Below are 17887 nucleotides of genomic sequence, written 5' to 3'. Positions count from 1 at the left end.
TCATTCAAGTGCCTGGACCCGCGAAACCTTCCATCGAGCGCCTGCGCAGTGGGTCACACCGCGCGGCCGAGGTCACCGGACGGCCTTGGTCCTCGAGCTCGTGGCCGACACGGTCGGCAGCCCGGCCCGGCTGGCCGAGACCCGCACGCTGATCTTCTTGCGGCGGTCCTTGGCTGTGAGCCGGTACGTCGTCCTCGTCGCCTTCTTGATGACCTTGCCGTTGCGCAGCCACTGGTACGTGAACCGGTGACCCGGTGCCGTCCACGTGCCCTTGGAGCGGACGGCGAGCTTCTTGCCGACCTTGGGCGAGCCCTTGACCGTGGGACGGCGGACGTTGACGGCCGAGGCGAGCACCTCGGCCGGAGCAGGTGCCGCCACGGGCGCGGACGGCTCGGCGGCGACCACCGGCGCGGACGAGGTCTCGTCCTCGGTGGTGCCGAACCACACCCGCTCGACCACGACCATCGTGTGGCCAACGTCGTCGTCGGTCAGCGTGTAGGTGGGCTCGTTGCTCAGCACGTCGCCCTCGCCGTCGCGCAGCCACTCGTAGACGCGCCGCGTGGGCGGCGTGCCCCACGCGGCGGGGACGACCTGCAGCGTCGACCCGACGGCCGGGCTCCCGGCCACCGCCACGTTGGGCACCTGCGCGCTCTCGGCCCGCGTCACCGACGACGGCCCGATCAGCAGGGCCGCCGCGACGGCCGTCACTCCAAACGCACCTACGAGCTTCTTCACGAGCCACCTTCATCCATGAGCCGGACGCGGACGGTTCCGTCAGGTTCCGTCCACACTCATGAGAGAAGGTGGCTCGCGGACTATGACGCGTCCGCCGCGCCGCGGCTCAGACGACGCGTGACTGCAGGTCGGCCAGCACCCGGGTGAAGGTGCCCGAGGGACGCATCACGGCGTTGACCTTGGCGCTGTCGGGGTGGAAGTAGCCGCCGATGTCGGCCGGGTTGCCCTGGACCGCCAGCAGCTCGTCGACGATCGTCTGCTCGTTCGAGGCCAGCTCGCCGGCGACGTCGGCGAACGCGGCCGCCAGAGCGGCGTCCTCGGTCTGCTTCGCCAGCTCCTGCGCCCAGTACAGCGACAGGTAGAAGTGGCTGCCGCGGTTGTCGATCGTGCCGAGCTTGCGACCCGGCGACTTGTTCTCGTCGAGGAACGTGCCGGTGGCGCGGTCGAGCGTGTCGGCGAGGATCTGCGCGCGGGCGTTGCCCGTCGTGGTCGCCATGTGCTCGAAGCTCGACGCGAGGGCCAGGAACTCGCCCAGGCTGTCCCAGCGGAGGTAGTCCTCCTTGACGAGCTGCTGCACGTGCTTGGGAGCCGAACCGCCAGCGCCGGTCTCGAACAGTCCGCCGCCGTTGATCAGCGGGACGATCGACAGCATCTTGGCGCTGGTGCCGAGCTCGAGGATCGGGAACAGGTCGGTGTTGTAGTCGCGCAGCACGTTGCCGGTGACCGAGATCGTGTCCTCGCCCTTGCGGATGCGGTCGATCGAGTACTGCGTGGCGTCGGCCGGCGGCATGATCTCGATCGTCAGACCCGACGTGTCATGGTCGGGGAGGTAGGCGTCGACCTTGGCGATCAGGTTGGCGTCGTGGGCGCGGTTCGCGTCGAGCCAGAAGATCGCCGGCGTCTCGGAGGCACGGGCCCGCGTGACGGCCAGCTTGACCCAGTCGCGCACCGGGACGTCCTTGGTCTGGCAGGCGCGCCAGATGTCCCCGGCCTCGACGGCGTGCTCGATCAGCACGGTTCCGGCGGCGTCGACGACCTGGACGGTGCCGGCGGCCGCGATCTCGAACGTCTTGTCGTGGCTGCCGTACTCCTCGGCCGCCTGGGCCATGAGGCCGACGTTGGGCACCGAGCCCATCGTGGTGGGGTCGTAGGCGCCGTTGGCGCGGCAGTCGTCGATGACGGTCTGGTAGACGCCCGCGTACGAGCTGTCGGGGATGACGGCCAGCGTGTCGGCCTCGTTGCCGTCGGGGCCCCACATGTGGCCCGACGTGCGGATCATGGCCGGCATCGAGGCGTCGACGATGACGTCGCTCGGCACGTGCAGGTTGGTGATGCCCTTGTCGGAGTCGACCATCGCGAGGGCCGGGCCGTCGGCGATGCCCTGCTCGAACGCGGCCTTGATCTCGGCCCCGTTCGGCAGCTTGTCGAGACCGGCGAGGATGCCGCCGAGGCCGTTGCTGGCGCTGAGCCCGGCGGCGTCGAGGTCGGCACCGTAGCGCGCGAAGACGTCCGGGAAGAACGCCTTGACGACGTGGCCGAAGATGATCGGGTCGGACACCTTCATCATGGTGGCCTTGAGGTGCACCGAGAACAGCACGCCCTCGGCCTTGGCCCGGGCGACCTGCTCGGTCAAGAAGGCGTCGAGCGCCGCGGCGCGCAGCACGGTGCCGTCGACGATCTCGCCGGCGAGCACCGGGAAGGCCGCCTTGAGCTCGGTCGTGGTGCCGTTCGCGTCGACGTGCTGGATCGAGATCGTCGTGTCGGCGTCGATGACGACGGACTTCTCGTTGGAGAAGAAGTCGTTCTCGCCCATCGTGGCGACGTTGGTCTTCGAGTCGCCGCTCCACGCACCCATCGAGTGCGGGTGCTTGCGGGCGTAGTTCTTGACCGAGAGCGGCGCACGACGGTCGGAGTTGCCCTCGCGCAGGACGGGGTTGACCGCGCTGCCCTTGACCTTGTCGTAGCGTGCGCGGACGTCCTTGTCGGCGTCGCTCTGCGGGTCGTCCGGGTAGTCGGGCAGGTCGTAGCCCTGGCCCTGAAGCTCCGCGATCGCGGCCTTGAGCTGCGGCACCGAGGCGCTGATGTTGGGCAGCTTGATGATGTTGGCCTCGGGCTGCTTGGCCAGCTCGCCGAGCTCGGCCAGCGCGTCGCCGATCTGCTGCTCGGGGGTCAGGCGGTCGCCGAACAGGGCGATGATGCGCCCGGCCAGGGAGATGTCGCGCGTCTCGACCTCGACACCGGCCGTCGACGCGTACGCCTCGATGACGGGCAGGAAGGAGTAGGTCGCCAGCGCGGGCGCCTCGTCGGTGTGGGTGTAGATGATCTTGGCCATGAGTGCGGCAGCTCCTACGTGTGGGTGCCCGACTCCCGCATCGGGACGGGCGAAAAAATCCTTTGACATCAAGATAACCCACGGGCCCCGGGTGGCGATGGGGCGTCCTGCGGCCCGGGTGGTGGGGTTTTCCCCCTTCCTGCCGCGATCGCCCACCCTCGGGGACGGCCGCGGTGACACTGGGGGCATGCGCCCCTCACGTTCGTCCGTCCTCGTCGCCGTCGGGGTCGTCGCGGGCCTCCTGGTCGGCGGCGGGACCGTGGCCGTCGCCGCCGGGGCGGGTTCGTCGGTCAAGGTCTGCACGACGTCCAAGGGACTCGTGCGCGGTGCCGCGGCCAACGGCACGTGCCCCAAGAAGACGGTCAAGAGGACCGTCGTGGTGCAGGGGCCGGCCGGCGCGGCAGGCCCAGCGGGACCTGCCGGGGTGCCCGGCCCGTCCGGTGCACCAGGTGCTCCGGGTGCCACGGGCGCTGCCGGGCCCGGCACGACCGACATCGACTACGTCTCCAACAACACGTCCGGCGTCACGGTGCTGCAGCTCGGCGACATCTCCCTCACCGCGCACTGCACGGGAGGGCAGGTCAACCTGCTCGGCTTCTCCAACAGCTCGGCGATCCGCCTGTCGGGCACGCATGCAGTCGGCACCGGAACACCCGTGTCCGACCGAGCGAGCTCCGCCGCGTTCATGCCGGGCCTCCAGCACTCCGACTCGGTCTGGGTCGACTGGCTCATCACCAACCAGACGACCCACGAGAGCGTGAGCCTGCAGCTGTTCGGCACGCACGAGACGGGCAACACCTGCCGGTTCACGGGCCAGCTGACGAAGTAGGCCGACCCCTTCCGCACGGCCCGACGATCTGTCACGATCACGGTCAGACGTCACGTCAACGGCGACGGACCCCGGTTCACCGGCATCCTGGAGGTTCCCATGGTTGCAGCAGCTGTCATCATCGCCCTCGTGCTCGTGCTCGCGGGTCTGTTCAGGGTCGCCTTCTTCTCCCGCGACCGCTCCGGTGAGTGGGGCAAGCAGCGCCGCCGCGGCGGGTACTACGGGGCCGCCGGCGGCGGAACCTACTTCGGCGGCGGCGAGGGCGGTGGAGGCGGAGGGCATCACGGCGGCCACTCCTGCGGCGGAGGTCACTCGTGCGGTGGCAGCAGCAGCTGCGGCGGCGGGGGTGGCTGCGGCGGCGGCAGCTGATGACCCGCTCCCCCGTGGCCGGCCTCGGGGTGGGTGCCGGATGGCGATCCGCCATCGCCGACGACCTGCTCGACCTGGCCCGCCACGGCATGTCGTTCTCGGAGGTCGTCGCCGAGAACGTCCGACCTGACGACCTCCCTCCCCGGCTCGTCGAGGCACTGCGCGCGGGCCTGACGGTCGTGCCGCACGGGGTGACGCTGGGCCTGGCCGGCGGGGCACCGCCGGACCCGGCGCGGCTCCGCCACCTGTCGGCCCTCGCGGTCGCGACCGGCTCGCCCCTGGTGAGCGAGCACGTGGCCTTCGTCCGTGCTGGTCCGGCCGAGAGCGGCACCGACGGGCTGCACGCCGACGTGCTGGAAGCCGGCCACCTGGTCCCGGGAGCCCGCACCCCCGACGCGCTGGCCGTGCTGGTCGACAACGTGCGCATCGCCCAGGACGCCCTGCGGGTGCCACTCGCGCTGGAGAACATCGCCGCGACGCTCACGTGGCCCGAGACGTCGATGGACGAGGCCGAGTTCCTCACCGCGCTGGTCGAGGCCACCGGGTGCCTGTTCCTGCTCGACGTCGCCAACCTGCACGCGACGTGCTCGGCGCTCGGCGGTGACCCCCGCGCACTGCTCGACCGCATGCCGCTCGACCACGTCGCATACGTCCACGTCGCCGGCGGGTTCACCGACCCGGACGGCATCTACTGGGACACCCACGCGCACGACCTGACCGACGACGTCCTGGCGCTGTTGACCCACGTCGTCGACGTGCTCGGACCCGGCGGTCCGCCGGTGCTGCTGGAACGCGACACCGACGTGGACGGCGCGGTCGTCCGCGCCGAGCTCGAGCGCGTCCAACGGGCGGTCGACCGGGCAGGCGTCCGCACATGACCCGCGAGGCGCTGCGACAACGGCAGGAGGACGTCCTGGGCGCGCTGCTGCGCGGCGAGGTGCCGGGCGGCTTCGACCCGCGATCGGCGGAGCTGACGGCGCGGGTGCTGCGCACCAAGCGCCGCAGCGACGCCGTCGAGGCGGTCCCGCACCTGCGGGACGTCACCGACCTCGCCGCCCGGTTCGACCGCTGGGCAGCCGGCCACCCGCGCAGCGGCTGCGCGCATGACGACGTCGTCGACTTCGTGACCGACGACGACGGGGTGCTGCCCGAGCCGCTCGCGTCGATCCGGTCGGTCGAACGGGTCTACCGGCGACGGGCGCGATGGGCGCGTGACCGCCGGCCCGGTGCACGTCCGTGGGTGCTGGCCGTCGGCCCATGGGTCTGGCACGCCGGGCCGCGCGTCGCCCCGGCGAGTCCTCCAGCCTCGTCTGCGCTAGTTTCGAAGTGAAGCCCGTCACTTTCTGCAGCGTCGCCGAAGGAGAACAATCTCGTGAGCACACCCCCCGTCAAGGTCGCCGTCACCGGTGCCGCCGGCCAGATCGGCTACAGCCTCCTCTTCCGCCTCGCCAGCGGTGCCCTGCTCGGCCCCGACACCCCCATCCAGCTGCGGCTGCTCGAGATCACGCCGGCGCTCAAGTCGCTCGAGGGCGTCGTCATGGAGCTCGACGACTGCGCGTTCCCGACCCTCGACTCCGTCGAGATCGGCGACGACCCCAACCACATCTTCGACGGCGTCAACCTGGCCCTGCTGGTCGGCGCTCGCCCGCGCACCAAGGGCATGGAGCGCGGTGACCTGCTCTCGGCCAACGGTGCGATCTTCACGGGCCAGGGCAAGGCGCTCAACGACCACGCCGCCGACGACGTCCGCATCGGCGTGACCGGCAACCCTGCCAACACCAACGCCCTGATCGCGATGACCAACGCTCCCGACATCCCGCAGGAGCGGTTCTCCGCCCTGACCCGCCTCGACCACAACCGGGCGATCTCGCAGCTGGCCGCCAAGACCGGTTCGAAGGTCTCCGACATCACGAAGATGACGATCTGGGGCAACCACTCGGCCACCCAGTACCCCGACATCTTCCACGCCGAGATCGGTGGCAAGAACGCCGCCGAGGTCGTGGGCGACCAGTCGTGGATCGAGAACGACTTCATCCCCACCGTCGCCAAGCGCGGCGCGGCGATCATCGAGGCGCGCGGCGCGTCGTCCGCGGCTTCGGCGGCGTCAGCCACGATCGACGCGGCCCGCACGTGGCTGACCGGCACGCCCGAGGGCGACTGGGCGTCGATGGCGGTGCGCTCCGACGGCTCGTACGGCGTCCCAGAGGGCCTGATCTACTCGTTCCCCGTCACGACCAGCAACGGTGACTGGGAGATCGTCCAGGGGCTCGAGATCGACGACTTCAGCCGCGCCAAGATGGACGCGACGGCCCAGGAGCTCGTCGAGGAGCGCGACGCCGTCACCGAGCTCGGCCTGATCTGACAGTTCGGCCGGCTGAGCCGCTACGCCCCTTGAGCTTGTCGAAAGGCCCTTTCGACAAGCTCAAGGGGCGTTCGTCGGTGAAGGGGCGTTCTTGCGCTCAGCCCGGCTGGTCGGGGATGAGGAAGGGCAGCACGACCAGCGCGACGCCCAGCACTGTCATCCACACGATGTCGAAGGCCTTGCCGCGCACCCGCAGCATGCCCGTGTGGTCGATCGGCACGACGGATCGGGCGAAGGCACCGACGACGAACGCCACCCCGATGCCGCCGACGCCGACGCGCCACTGACCCAGCGCGACCAGCACGAGGCCCGTGACGACGGCGACGAGCTGCACCAGGTAGAACTGCGAGCCTCGGCTGCGGGGCATCTTCACCGGCGGCACCTCACGGGTTCAGGCGCTCGGCGGTGTCGACGACGTTGGCCAGCAGCAAGGCGCGCGTCATGGGACCGACGCCCCCGGGGTTGGGCGAGATCCAGCCGGCCACCTCGTGCGCGGCGGGATCGACGTCGCCGACGATGCCGTTCTCGTCGCGGCTGACACCGACGTCGAGCAGCGCGGCACCCGGCTTGACCATGTCGGCCGAGATGATGCCCGGCACGCCGGCCGCGGCGATCACGATGTCAGCGCGGCGCACCTCGGCGGCGAGGTCGGTCGTGCCGGTGTGGCACAGGGTCACGGTGGCGTTCTCGCTGCGGCGGGTCAGGAGCAGGCCCATCGGACGTCCGACCGTGATGCCGCGCCCCACGACCACGACGTGCTGGCCGGCGATGGGGACGTCGTGGCGGCGCAGCAGCTCGATGATGCCGCGGGGCGTGCAGGGCAGCGGTGCCTCCCGGCCCAGCACGAGCCAGCCGAGGTTGGTCGGGTGCAGGCCGTCGGCGTCCTTGAGCGGGTCGATGCGACCGATCGCCGCGTTCTCGTCGAGGCCCTTGGGCAGCGGCAGCTGCAGGATGTAGCCCGTGCACGAGGGGTCGGCGTTGAGCTGGTCGATCGCCGCCTCGACCTCGGCCTGCGTGGCCGTCTCAGGCAGGTCGACGCGGATCGACTCGATGCCGACCTCGGCGCAGTCGCGGTGCTTGCCCGCGACGTACCACTGGCTGCCGGGATCGCTGCCGACCAGGATCGTGCCGAGGCCGGGGACGATCCCGCGCTCGCGCAGTGCGGTCACCCGCTCGCGGAGCTCGCCCTTGATCGCGGCCGCAGCCGCCTTGCCGTCGAGGATCTGCGCAGTCACGGTGCCGAGTCTTTCACGTCCCCGGAGTCGCCCTGCCACAGGCGCATAGACTTCCGGCGGGGGGCGCTTGGCCACCAGGCCCGATCGGTACGGACGACGACACGACGGAGGGTTCATGGTCACCCGCGCACAGCTGTCCCAGGAGCGGAGCCGCCTGCGCCGCGACGAGCTGCTCGCGGCGGCGATCGACCTGTTCGCCGACGGGGGCGCACGAGCCATCACCCACCGTGCCGTGGCGGCCCGCGCGGGTCTGCCCTCGGCCACCACCACGTACTACTTCGAGTCGATCGACGAGCTGATCCGCGAGGCGCTCGGCGCCCATGTGCGCAAGTGGAGCAGCGAGCTCGACGCCCTGTCGGCCGTCGACATGAGCGCCGACGTGAGCCTCGACCAGGCGGCCGACTTCATCGCCCGGGTGTTCGAGCGCCGTGGACCCGAGGTCGCGGCGCTCCACCTGTCGATCTTCCTGGCCACCGCGCGCGATCCCCGTCTCTGCGACGTGGCAGGCGACGCGCTGCGGTCGCTGGAGCGACTGGCCACCGTCGTCCTGACCAAGGTCGGGGTCGAGGGCAGCGACGAGGTGGCCGCCGCGGTCGTCGCCCTGATCGCCGGCACCGCCCTGCGCCGCCAGTCGGGCGTCTACCCCGAGGAGACCGAGGCCCGGTTCCTCAGCACGGCGATCCGCGGCGTCGTCGCTGCCCACGCCATCGGCCCCGAGGCCGTCACGACCGCGCTGTCCGGGCTGAAGCCGGCGGCGTCATGACCGCGGGCGCACGCTCGACGTCCGCAAGTGCTCGTTCGCGCCCCACGACTGGACCGTCGGCGAGACCGGGATGGAGCACGGCGGCATCACCCCCGTCGGGCTGCCGGCATCCTGGCCCGTCCTCGTCGACCGTGCCGTGACCGAGCAGCCCTGGCTCGTCGTGGGCAGCGGGCTGCGCCGGTCGAAGCTCGTGCTGCCCGGCGGGGCGCTGACCCTCGTGCCGGGCGTCCAGGTGCTCGACGAGCTCGGCATGCCGGTCTAGCCTTCCGGGATCGTGCTCACGACCCCGGCCCGGCGACCGGTCAGTGGAAGAAGTGCCGGGTGCCGGTGAAGTACATCGTCACGCCGGCAGCCTTCGCCGCCGCGATCGACTCGTCGTCGCGCACGGACCCGCCGGGCTGCACGACGGCAGTGACGCCGGCGTCGAGCAGGACCTGCAGACCGTCCGAGAACGGGAAGAACGCGTCGGAGGCCGCGACCGATCCCGTCGCCCGCTCGGCACCGGCGCGCTCGACCGCGAGCCGGCACGAGTCGACCCGGTTGACCTGACCCATGCCGACGCCGACGGACGCGCCGTCCTTGGCCAGCAGGATCGCGTTCGACTTGACCGCACGCGTCGCCGTCCAGGCGAAGGCCAGGTCGGCCAGCGTCGCCTCGTCGGCCGCGTCGCCCGCGGCGAGGGTCCAGGTCGTGGGCTCGTCGCCCTCGGCGTCGACGTGGTCGCGCTGCTGGGCCAGCTCGCCGCCGGAGATGCGGCGGAACTCGAGGCCCACGGGCTCGGCGTCGGCGTCGCAGCGCAGGATGCGGATGTTCTTCTTGCCCTGCAGCACCTCGACGGCACCGGGCTCGTAGTCGGGGGCGACGATGACCTCGGTGAAGACCTCGGCGACCTGCTCGGCCATCGCGACGCTGACGGGACGGTTGGTCGCGATGACGCCACCGAACGCCGAGACGGGGTCGCAGGCGTGGGCCCGCGCGTGGGCCTCGGCCACGTCGGCACCCACCGCGATGCCGCAGGGGTTGGCGTGCTTGATGATCGCGACCGCCGGCCGGTCGAAGTCGTACGCGGCGCGGCGCGCGGCATCGGTGTCGACGTAGTTGTTGTACGACATCTCCTTGCCGTGCAGCTGCTCGGCGGCCGCGAGACCACCCGTGCCGTCGGTGTAGAGCGCGGCCTCCTGGTGCGGGTTCTCGCCGTAGCGCAGGACGGCCTGACGCGTGTACGTCGCGCCGCCGAACTCCGGCCAGCCGCCGTCGCCCGCGTAGTCGCCCGCGAACCAGGACGCGACCGCGACGTCGTACGCCGCGGTGTGGGCGAAGGCCGCCGCCGCGAGCTGCTTGCGCTGCTGCAGCGTGAAGCCCCCGCCGGCGAGCGCCGCCGTGACGTCCGCGTACTGGGCCGTCGACGTCACGACCGCCACGCTGGGGTGGTTCTTGGCCGCCGCGCGCACCATCGACGGGCCGCCGATGTCGATCTGCTCGACGATCTCGCCGGGCGTGGCGCCGGAGGCCACGGTCTCGACGAAGGGGTACAGGTTGACGATCACGAGGTCGAACGGCTCGATCTCGAGATCGGCGAGCTGGGCGACGTGGTCGTCGAGGCGCAGATCGGCCAGGATGCCGGCGTGCACGCGCGGGTGCAGCGTCTTGACCCGGCCGTCGAGGCACTCGGGGAATCCGGTGAGCTGTTCGACGGGGGTGACGGGGACTCCCGCCGCCTCGATGGTCTTGGCCGTCGAGCCGGTCGAGACGATCGAGACGCCCGCCGCGTGCAGCGCACGTGCGAGCTCGTCGAGCCCGGACTTGTCGTACACCGAGACGAGCGCGCGCTGGAGCGGGCGGGTGTTCGTGGCGTCAGTCATGCGGATCCTTGGTCGTGGGCGTGGCACCGAGCCGAACGGCCCGGTCGTCGAGATGGAAGTCGTGGCGGGCGAGGGTGCCGACCCACTCGACCAGCATGGCCCGCTCGCTGGTCTTGATGCGCTCGTGCAGCGACGACTCGTCGTCGTCCTCGAGCACGGGCACCGGCACCTGGGCGACGATGGGGCCGGTGTCGACGCCCTCGTCGACCACGAACAGCGTGGCCCCCGTGATCTTGACGCCGTAGGCGAGGGCGTCGCGCGGGCCGTGCATGCCGGGGAAGGCCGGCGAGAGGGCAGGGTGGGTGTTGAGGGTGCGGCCGCCGAACAGCGCCAGGAACGCGGGCCCCGTCAGCTTCATGAACCCGGCCAGCACCACGAGGCCGGGATCGTACGACGCGACCTTCTCGGCCAGCGCGATGTCCCAGGCCGCCCGGTCGTCGAACTCGGCCGTGCGCAGCACGAAGGTCTCGATGCCGTGGCGCTCCGCGCGGGCCAGGCCCTCGATGCCGTCGCGATCGGCCCCGACCGCGACGATGTCGACGCCGTAGTCAGCTGTCGCCGACGCGTCGATCAGCGCCTGCAGATTGGTGCCGCTTCCAGAGACGAGGACGACCAGGCGCGCTGGTGTCCGAGGGGCGGGAGGCACGGGCCCAACGATAGTTGGACAGCACCGCACCCAGGGCACCGCCCAGCGCCATGACCGGCACGGCCACCAGCAACGGGGTCAGCAGGGGCGGTCCCGCGTCGGACAGGCGTCCCGGCCCGATCGCGCCGCCCGACAGCCCCACGGCGACGCCGAGAGCCACCCCGGCCACGGCTCCGGCGGCCGCGCCGAGGCCGGTCCGCTCCAGCAGGGTCTGCCGCGCACCCGGGTCGAGCCGCCAGCCGCTGACGACTCCACCCGCCAGGGGCACGAGACCCAGCACGAACACCCACTGCGGGAACTCCCCCGGGGACGGCAGGGCCGCCAGCAGCGGGAAGCCCGGCACCTGCCCGAGCTGCGAGCCCGTCAGGTCGACCGAGGTGCTGGTGCCGATCGCGAACCCCGGGCCCAGCAGCGCCGAGGTGGTCCACAGGACCAACGTCGGGACGGCCAGGACCGAGCCGATCGCCAGGGCCAGCCCGCCACCGATGCCGGGGTCGAGCAGTGCCCACAGGTCACCGGCCTGTTCGACGTTGGTGACCAGCAGCACGACCACGATCACCGCAGCGGCGGCCAGGACGAGCACGGCGCCCGGCACCGCGGCGCGCACGACGGCCCGCACGTCGTCGGACGCCGTGAACCACCAGCGGTCGGCCTCGCCGTGTCGCTGGATGACGCCCCACACGGCCCCCAGCCCCCCGACGACGAACCCCGCGGCCGCCGACCGCACGACCGAGGTGTGGACGTCGCCGACGTTGGTCACGGTCGCGGCGATCGCGGCAATCACGCCGTAGGCACCTGCCGAGGCCGCCGCGAAGGCGGCCAGCTCGTCGAGCGGGTCGGCCACGACCCAGACCGCCGCACGTGACACCAGCGCGATGCACAGCACCATCGCACCGAGAGGCACCAGGCCGATCGAGACCGGACCCGCGTCGATGCCGGAGCCGAGCGACACCAGCCACGCGCGGGTCGCGGTGCGGGCCAGCGGGCCGACCTCGACGCCCGCGGCGCCGCGGGCGACCAGGACGACCAGCGCGGCGACGCCCCACGAGAGGACCGCGGCGACGGCCGCCGTCAGGAACGCCGGCCGCAGGTAGGAGGTCTCGACGGGGGCGGGCACCGCTTCATCCTCCCAGTAGGGTTGTCGCGTTGCACCAAGGCACGCCGGACGTCGAAGGAGGCTGGACATGACCCGCGTCGACGAGTTCAACAGCTTCTACTCCTCGACCTTCTCCGATGCCGTGCAGGTGACGTACGCGCTGTGCGGCGATCGACAGGTCGCGTTCGAGTCGACGGTCGACGCCTATCGCCGGGCCTGGCGCGACTGGTCCAAGATCCGCGACCGCCGCCCGCTGTCGTACGTCCGCAACGAGGCCTGGAAGATCACGGCCCTCAGCCGCACCGCGCACCCTCTGCGGCGACGTCACGAGGAGGACGGCGACACCGAGCTGCTCGGTGCGCTGCACGACCTGCCGGTCGACGACCGCCGCCTGATCGTGCTCATGACGCTCGGCAACACCGACCTCGAGGAGGCGTCCCGCGAGGTCGGCCTGCCCGCCGAAGAGGGCATCGAGAACGTCACGACCGCCCTGGCCGCCCTCGAGACCGCGCTCGGCGAGAGCATCGACGCGATCGAGCGCCGCATGCACGCGCTGTCGGCCGCCACCGACCCGCTCGACATGCCCGAGGCGGCCGACGTCCGCACGGCCGCCCGCCGCGGCCGCCAGCGCAACACCGTCCTGCTCGTCGTCGCGGCGATCGCGCTGATCTTCGGCGGCGGCCTCGTCGCCACCGACGGCGACGCCCTCGCGACCAGCAGCGACCTGCCCCGCCGCGAGAAGATCGGTGCCGAACGTCCCGACGTCGTCCTCGACGCGCAGAAGATCGACGCCGGCAACCTGCTGGCACCCACCCAGCTGTCGACGCTCGACACGGGCCGCACCTGGACGACCGAGAGCACCGACGACGACGTCGCCAACACCGCGCCCTATGCGACGTGCCCCACCAAGCGCTTCGCCGACAAGGACCCGCTCAAGGTCTTCGTCCGCACGTTCACCGCCGACGGCATCGGCAACGCGCGCGTCGCCCAGGCGATCGAGGTCTCGCGCAGCGACAAGGTCGCCACGGCCGCCTACCAGCGGCTCGTGCAGTGGTACTCCGACTGCGAGCACCCCCGCACCCAGCTCGTCGCGTCGTACACCGTCAAGCGTCCGTTCGGTGACTTCCAGATCCTGTCGCTGCGGTCCAACCGCTCCCCCGAGCGCACGTTCACGGTCGGGTTCAGCCACTCGGGCACCATCACGAGCACCCTCGTGCACGAGGTCGACGGCGCCGAGGGGCCCAGCATCGAGGCATTCGCCAAGACCCTGAACGCCTCGGTGTCGAAGGTGTGCAAGGACAGCGGGGGCGAGTGCTCCGACACGATCGAGGTCCTGCCGTCCGACCCGCCGCCGACCACGGAGGCACCGTCCTTCCTGGGCATCGTCGACCTGCCGCCCATCGCCGCGATCGACAAGGTCTGGGCCGGCACGGAGTTCTCCGCCGAGACCAACCCGGCGGCCACGGCGTGCGACAAGGCCACCTACACGAGCGACTCGGTGGCCAAGGCCGGCTCCCGTGTCTACGTGCTCTACGAGGCCACCGAGCTGCCGCCGGAGTTCGGCGTCGCCGAGACCGCGGCACGCTTCACGTCCGAGGACAAGGCCAAGGCATTCGTCAAGAAGGTCACGCAACGCATCGACGGCTGTGCCGACGACATCCTGACCGCCACGATCGACCAGAAGCGCAAGGTGTCGGTGCCCGATGCGTCCGGCACCGTGTGGCGGGTCGGCTTCGAGCTCGACGGCGGCCAGAAGGTCTACTACCGCACGGCGATCGTGCGGCGTGGTGCCGACGTCGCCCAGGTGACGTTCACGCCCGCCGGGCAGTACGACATCTCGCAGGAGCAGTTCCGGGCGATCGCGCAGCGGGCCGCGACCCGCCTCCAGTACGCCACCGACTGACGCGCCCCCGGGAGTAGCTGAGGAGTCGTCGCTGCGGCCCTCCGAGGAGCCAAGAGCTGACGTCAGAGTCCTCACGAAGCTGCTCGTCGGAGGGCCGCAGCCGACTCGTCAGCGTTCGTAGGAAGACGACGAGGCCCCACCACGAACCGTGGTGGGGCCTCGCTGACTGAGGTCTACAGACCCTTCAGGCCCATCAACCGTTGAGGATGGCCCGCATGAGCTCGGCGGTCTCGGACGGCGTCTTGCCGACCTTGACGCCCGCAGCTTCGAGGGCTTCCTTCTTGCCCTGCGCGGTACCCGCACCGTCGGACACGATGGCGCCGGCGTGGCCCATCGTCTTGCCCTCGGGAGCGGTGAAACCGGCCACGTAGCCGACGACCGGCTTGGTGACGTTGGCCTTGATGTAGGCCGCCGCCTTCTCCTCGGCGTCTCCACCGATCTCGCCGATCATGACGATCGCCTTGGTCTCGGGGTCGTTCTCGAACGCCTCGAGGGCGTCGATGTGCGTCGTGCCGATGATCGGGTCGCCGCCGATGCCGATGGCGGTCGAGAAGCCGAAGTCGCGCAGCTCGAACATCATCTGGTAGGTCAGCGTGCCGGACTTGGACACCAGGCCGATGGGGCCCTTGCCGGCGATGTTGGCCGGCGTGATGCCGGCGAGGGCCTCGCCCGGCGTGATGATGCCGGGGCAGTTGGGGCCGATGATGCGCGTCTTCTTGCCCTGGGCGTAGGCCCAGAACTCGGCGCTGTCCTGCACGGGGACGCCCTCGGTGATGATGACGAGCATGCCGATCTCGGCGTCGATCGCCTCGACGACGGCGTCCTTGGTGAACGCCGGCGGGACGAAGGCCACCGACACGTCGGCGCCCGTCTTCTCGATGGCCTCGGCGACCGTGCCGAACACGGGCAGCTCGACCTCGGCGCCGTTGGCGTCGGTGTGCGTGACGGTCGTGCCGGCCTTGCGCGCGTTGACGCCGCCGACGACCTGGGTGCCGGCAGCCAGCATGCGGGCCGTGTGCTTGGAGCCCTCACCGCCGGTGATGCCCTGGACGATGACCTTGGAGTCCTTGGTCAGAAAGATTGCCATGTCGTTAGCCCCTCAGCCGTTCGCCAGTTCGGCGGCCTTGTCGGCCGCACCGTCCATCGTGTCCACCTGGGTGACGAGCGGGTGGTTGAGCTCGTTGAGGATCGCGCGCCCCTCCTCGACGTTGTTGCCGTCGAGGCGGACGACCAGCGGCTTGGAGGCCTCGTCACCGAGCAGCTCGAGAGCGCCCTTGATGCCGTTGGCGACCGCGTCGCACGACGTGATGCCGCCGAAGACGTTGACGAACACGCTCTTGACCTGCGGGTCGTTCAAGATGACGTCGAGGCCGTTGGCCATGACCTCGGCCGACGCTCCTCCGCCGATGTCGAGGAAGTTGGCCGGCTTGACGTTGCCGTGCTTCTCGCCGGCGTAGGCGACGACGTCGAGGGTGCTCATGACGAGACCCGCGCCGTTGCCGATGATGCCGACCTCACCGTCGAGCTTGACGTAGTTGAGGCCCTTGGCCTTCGCCTTGGCCTCGAGCGGGTCGGCCTCCTCGTGGATCACGAAGTCCTCGTGCTCGGGGTGACGCACCTCGGAGGCGTTCTCGTCGAGCGAGACCTTGCCGTCGAGGGCCTCGAGCTTGTCGCCTTCGAGACGCGCCAGCGGGTTGACCTCGACGAGCGTCGCGTCCTCCTCGACGAAGACCTTCCAGAGCGCCAGGACCATGTGCACGGCCTGGTCGGCGAGCTCGGCCGGGAACTTGGCCTCCTCGACGATCGCGCGGGCCTTGGCCTCGTCGACGCCGGTGCCGGCGTCGATCGGGATCTGGCGCACGGCCTCGGGGTTGGTCTTGGCGACCTCTTCGATCTCGACACCGCCCTCGACGCTGGCGATGCAGAGGTAGCTGCGGTTGGAGCGGTCGAGCAGGAAGGAGAAGTAGTACTCCTCGACGGGCGGCGTCGCCGGCGTGATCAGCACGCGGTTGACCGTCAGGCCCTTGATCTCCATGCCCAGGATGTTGGAGGCGTGCTCGAAGGCGTCGTCGGACGTCTTGGCGAACTTCACACCGCCCGCGTTGCCGCGGCCGCCGGCCTTGACCTGCGCCTTGACCATCACGGCACCGCCGAGCTGCTCGGCTGCTGCCTTGGCCTCTTCGGCGGTCTGGACGACGACGCCGAGCGTCGTCGCTACGCCATGCTTGGCGAAGAGTTCCTTCGCCTGGTATTCCATCAAATCCACGGTGGTGTCCGTCCTCGGTTGGAGTTCAGCTCTGCGCGGGTCCGGCCTCGAGGCCGCCACGAACAGGCCGTTGCGACTGTATCCGTTAACGCGCTGTTAAGTCGCGTCGGATACGTCACACCATGACTCGACGGGGTCCACGGCGATGTCAGCGGCGTCGAGAGCGGCGCACGCCTCCCCCAGCCCGCGGACGTCATCCGGACCGGCGTCGACGACGATCCGCGCCGCGTCCTCGGCGACGGCCGTGCGGGCCAGCTGCTCGACAGTCTGCCCGCCTCCCACGAAGATCACCTCGAGGCCTGCGTCGCGGAGCCGGCGGGCTGCCGTACGGGCGCGGACGTCGTCGTCCACGGCACCCACGACGACACGCTCGCTACCCATGACGTCGATGCTGCCACACGTGAATACCGTCACATCCTGCAGCGATCTGCCACGGGACCGACGTCCTGACGTCAGCGAGTATTCGAATTCGGTTTCTCCCGCGTGTGTTCCTCGGCTAGTCTCGTGAGGTCCTGTCGTACCCCTTCCGGAGGTCATCTGCGTGTCTTCGTCTGCGCCCAAACGCCGGCTCGACGTACGTCAGCAGACCCCGCAGCGGGTGGCAGGCAAGCGGGCCGCGCAGCGTCGCCGCAGCCGGGTCCGCTCGTTCACCCCGACTCCCGCCATGGCCGGTGCCTTCGCGCTGATCCTCGCGGCCTTCGGCTCCGCCGTGATCGGCGGCAACACCGACGACAACTCGCTGCAGGCCGACAAGTACCAGACCGTGAACCAGAGCTACACGGGTCCCGGACAGGCCGCCTCGCAGGTCGACGTCAGCCGCAGCATCGACCGCGCGACGCTCGACCGCCAGGCCAAGCAGCAGGCAGATCAGATGAGGCTCGCCCAGCAGAGCCTCGCGAAGAAGGTTGACAAGTCGGCCGACGAGTTCAAGGCCAACCAGTGGATCATCCCCGTGACGGGCTACAACCTCACCGCACGCTTCGGCCAGCGCAGCGGCCTGTGGTCGACGGTGCACACCGGACTCGACTTCGCCGGCCCCTCGGGCTCCACGATCGTCGCCGTCGCCGGTGGCACCGTCGTCTCCGCCGACTACGAGGGTGCCTACGGCAACCGCACGGTCATCCAGCTCGACGACAACAGCGGCACCACGATCTGGTACTGCCACCAGAGCCGCTTCGGCGTCAAGGTCGGCGACAAGGTCGGGCCTGGCGACACCATCGGCTACACCGGCTCCACGGGCAACGTGACCGGCCCGCACCTGCACCTCGAGGTGCACCCGGGGGGCGGCGCGGCCGTCGACCCCATCCCGCAGCTCGAAGCCCACGGCGTCACCCCGTAACCCTTCCCGGTCCCCCCGGTCCCCCCGAAGTGTGACGCTCTCGGAGTCTCCGCTGCACCATGACGCTCTCGACGTCACAGATCGCGGGCTTCGTCCACAGGGCCGCCCCACAGGGTTTCCCCGAGGACGGCGTTTCGTCAGGGTGCTGAG

The 17887-nt window shown here is 70.8% G+C and carries 18 protein-coding genes and 1 pseudogene; 9 read left to right on the top strand and 10 right to left on the bottom strand.

Going from position 1 to position 17887, the window contains the following annotated elements; translation table 11 throughout:
* Positions 1–72 precede the first annotated feature (72 nt).
* Positions 73–735 carry a hypothetical protein gene (locus JOF40_RS09955; RefSeq protein ID WP_129185766.1) on the bottom strand — a complete coding sequence of 221 codons (663 nt, stop codon included), beginning with the start codon at positions 733–735 and terminating at the stop codon, positions 73–75.
* A 106-nt stretch (positions 736–841) separates the two neighbouring features.
* Positions 842–3067, bottom strand: coding sequence for an NADP-dependent isocitrate dehydrogenase (locus JOF40_RS09950; protein WP_129185765.1), 2226 nt, complete (start codon positions 3065–3067; stop codon positions 842–844).
* A gap of 187 nt (positions 3068–3254) precedes the next feature.
* Here JOF40_RS09950 and JOF40_RS09945 point away from each other — a divergent pair, with 187 nt between their 5' ends.
* The 5 genes from JOF40_RS09945 to JOF40_RS09925 all read left to right on the top strand — a co-directional run bounded on the left by JOF40_RS09945 (position 3255) and on the right by JOF40_RS09925 (position 6627).
* Positions 3255–3896 carry a hypothetical protein gene (locus tag JOF40_RS09945; RefSeq protein ID WP_129185764.1) on the top strand — a complete coding sequence of 214 codons (642 nt, stop codon included), beginning with the start codon at positions 3255–3257 and terminating at the stop codon, positions 3894–3896.
* 99 nt (positions 3897–3995) lie between these two features.
* Positions 3996–4265, top strand: coding sequence for a hypothetical protein (locus JOF40_RS09940; protein WP_129185763.1), 270 nt, complete (start codon positions 3996–3998; stop codon positions 4263–4265).
* Positions 4265–5143, top strand: coding sequence for an MbnB/TglH/ChrH family RiPP precursor modification enzyme (locus tag JOF40_RS09935; RefSeq protein WP_129185762.1), 879 nt, complete (start codon positions 4265–4267; stop codon positions 5141–5143). The genes JOF40_RS09940 and JOF40_RS09935 overlap by 1 nt, the downstream gene beginning before the upstream one ends.
* Positions 5140–5595 carry an SCO6045 C-terminal-like domain-containing protein gene (locus JOF40_RS09930; protein ID WP_129185761.1) on the top strand — a complete coding sequence of 152 codons (456 nt, stop codon included), beginning with the start codon at positions 5140–5142 and terminating at the stop codon, positions 5593–5595. The genes JOF40_RS09935 and JOF40_RS09930 overlap by 4 nt, the downstream gene beginning before the upstream one ends.
* 42 nt (positions 5596–5637) lie before the next feature.
* Positions 5638–6627 (top strand): malate dehydrogenase, encoded by a 990-nt coding sequence (locus JOF40_RS09925; protein ID WP_129185760.1) that lies wholly within the window; start codon positions 5638–5640, stop codon positions 6625–6627.
* 97 nt (positions 6628–6724) lie between these two features.
* Here JOF40_RS09925 and JOF40_RS09920 read toward each other — a convergent pair whose 3' ends face one another.
* The gene (locus JOF40_RS09920; RefSeq protein WP_129185827.1) at positions 6725–6994 is read right to left on the bottom strand and encodes a DUF3017 domain-containing protein; all 270 of its coding nucleotides are present in this window, start codon (positions 6992–6994) and stop codon (positions 6725–6727) included.
* 16 nt (positions 6995–7010) lie between these two features.
* On the bottom strand, positions 7011–7862 hold the full coding sequence (locus JOF40_RS09915; RefSeq protein WP_129185759.1) for a bifunctional methylenetetrahydrofolate dehydrogenase/methenyltetrahydrofolate cyclohydrolase: 852 nt from the start codon (positions 7860–7862) through the stop codon (positions 7011–7013).
* Between the two features lie 115 nt (positions 7863–7977).
* On the opposite strand from JOF40_RS09915, the gene JOF40_RS09910 reads away from it, so the two are divergent.
* A complete protein-coding gene (locus JOF40_RS09910; protein ID WP_129185758.1) occupies positions 7978–8625 on the top strand; it encodes a TetR/AcrR family transcriptional regulator in 648 nt (215 codons plus the stop codon).
* A 22-nt stretch (positions 8626–8647) separates the two neighbouring features.
* Positions 8648–8887 (top strand): annotated as a pseudogene (locus JOF40_RS09905) (YbaK/EbsC family protein); the annotation flags it as partial.
* A 40-nt stretch (positions 8888–8927) separates the two neighbouring features.
* Here JOF40_RS09905 and purH read toward each other — a convergent pair.
* From purH to JOF40_RS09890, 3 genes are read right to left on the bottom strand one after another with little or no spacing between them, the layout of a single operon-like run.
* Positions 8928–10487 (bottom strand): bifunctional phosphoribosylaminoimidazolecarboxamide formyltransferase/IMP cyclohydrolase, encoded by a 1560-nt coding sequence (gene purH / locus JOF40_RS09900; protein WP_129185757.1) that lies wholly within the window; start codon positions 10485–10487, stop codon positions 8928–8930.
* Complete coding sequence (purN, locus tag JOF40_RS09895) at positions 10480–11133, bottom strand: phosphoribosylglycinamide formyltransferase (protein ID WP_129185756.1); 654 nt, start codon at positions 11131–11133, stop codon at positions 10480–10482. The genes purH and purN overlap by 8 nt, the downstream gene beginning before the upstream one ends.
* On the bottom strand, positions 11036–12250 hold the full coding sequence (locus tag JOF40_RS09890; RefSeq protein ID WP_129185755.1) for a cell division protein PerM: 1215 nt from the start codon (positions 12248–12250) through the stop codon (positions 11036–11038). The genes purN and JOF40_RS09890 overlap by 98 nt, the downstream gene beginning before the upstream one ends.
* A gap of 67 nt (positions 12251–12317) precedes the next feature.
* Between JOF40_RS09890 and JOF40_RS09885 the strand changes: the two genes are divergently transcribed.
* A complete protein-coding gene (locus JOF40_RS09885; protein ID WP_129185754.1) occupies positions 12318–14132 on the top strand; it encodes a SigE family RNA polymerase sigma factor in 1815 nt (604 codons plus the stop codon).
* Positions 14133–14325: 193 nt separating this feature from the next.
* Here the strand turns inward: JOF40_RS09885 and sucD are convergent, their stop codons facing one another.
* The 3 genes from sucD to JOF40_RS09870 all read right to left on the bottom strand — a co-directional run bounded on the left by sucD (position 14326) and on the right by JOF40_RS09870 (position 16779).
* Positions 14326–15219 (bottom strand): succinate--CoA ligase subunit alpha, encoded by an 894-nt coding sequence (gene sucD / locus JOF40_RS09880; RefSeq protein ID WP_129185753.1) that lies wholly within the window; start codon positions 15217–15219, stop codon positions 14326–14328.
* A gap of 12 nt (positions 15220–15231) precedes the next feature.
* Positions 15232–16398, bottom strand: coding sequence for an ADP-forming succinate--CoA ligase subunit beta (gene sucC, locus JOF40_RS09875; protein WP_129185752.1), 1167 nt, complete (start codon positions 16396–16398; stop codon positions 15232–15234).
* A 96-nt stretch (positions 16399–16494) separates the two neighbouring features.
* Entirely contained in the window at positions 16495–16779 is a 285-nt protein-coding gene (locus tag JOF40_RS09870; protein ID WP_129185751.1) for a hypothetical protein, read from the bottom strand.
* A gap of 160 nt (positions 16780–16939) precedes the next feature.
* Here JOF40_RS09870 and JOF40_RS20250 point away from each other — a divergent pair, with 160 nt between their 5' ends.
* A complete protein-coding gene (locus tag JOF40_RS20250; RefSeq protein WP_129185750.1) occupies positions 16940–17737 on the top strand; it encodes a M23 family metallopeptidase in 798 nt (265 codons plus the stop codon).
* Positions 17738–17887 lie beyond the last annotated feature (150 nt).

The organism is Aeromicrobium fastidiosum (assembly GCF_017876595.1).
Lineage (GTDB): Bacteria > Actinomycetota > Actinomycetes > Propionibacteriales > Nocardioidaceae > Aeromicrobium > Aeromicrobium fastidiosum.
Note: the sequence above shows the minus strand (reverse complement) of the source record. Positions and strands in the feature narration are given on the sequence as shown.

What these genes read in the sequence shown, in the direction of transcription:
- JOF40_RS09885 (WP_129185754.1), top strand. Translation starts at nt 12,318, where the DNA reads ATGACCCGCGTCGACGAGTTCAACAGCTTCTACTCCTCGACCTTCTCC.
- sucD (WP_129185753.1), bottom strand. Translation starts at nt 15,219, where the DNA reads ATGGCAATCTTTCTGACCAAGGACTCCAAGGTCATCGTCCAGGGCATC.
- JOF40_RS09910 (WP_129185758.1), top strand. Translation starts at nt 7,978, where the DNA reads ATGGTCACCCGCGCACAGCTGTCCCAGGAGCGGAGCCGCCTGCGCCGC.
- JOF40_RS09935 (WP_129185762.1), top strand. Translation starts at nt 4,265, where the DNA reads ATGACCCGCTCCCCCGTGGCCGGCCTCGGGGTGGGTGCCGGATGGCGA.
- purH (WP_129185757.1), bottom strand. Translation starts at nt 10,487, where the DNA reads ATGACTGACGCCACGAACACCCGCCCGCTCCAGCGCGCGCTCGTCTCG.
- JOF40_RS09945 (WP_129185764.1), top strand. Translation starts at nt 3,255, where the DNA reads ATGCGCCCCTCACGTTCGTCCGTCCTCGTCGCCGTCGGGGTCGTCGCG.
- JOF40_RS09920 (WP_129185827.1), bottom strand. Translation starts at nt 6,994, where the DNA reads ATGCCCCGCAGCCGAGGCTCGCAGTTCTACCTGGTGCAGCTCGTCGCC.
- JOF40_RS09930 (WP_129185761.1), top strand. Translation starts at nt 5,140, where the DNA reads ATGACCCGCGAGGCGCTGCGACAACGGCAGGAGGACGTCCTGGGCGCG.
- JOF40_RS09940 (WP_129185763.1), top strand. Translation starts at nt 3,996, where the DNA reads ATGGTTGCAGCAGCTGTCATCATCGCCCTCGTGCTCGTGCTCGCGGGT.
- JOF40_RS09950 (WP_129185765.1), bottom strand. Translation starts at nt 3,067, where the DNA reads ATGGCCAAGATCATCTACACCCACACCGACGAGGCGCCCGCGCTGGCG.
- JOF40_RS09870 (WP_129185751.1), bottom strand. Translation starts at nt 16,779, where the DNA reads ATGGGTAGCGAGCGTGTCGTCGTGGGTGCCGTGGACGACGACGTCCGC.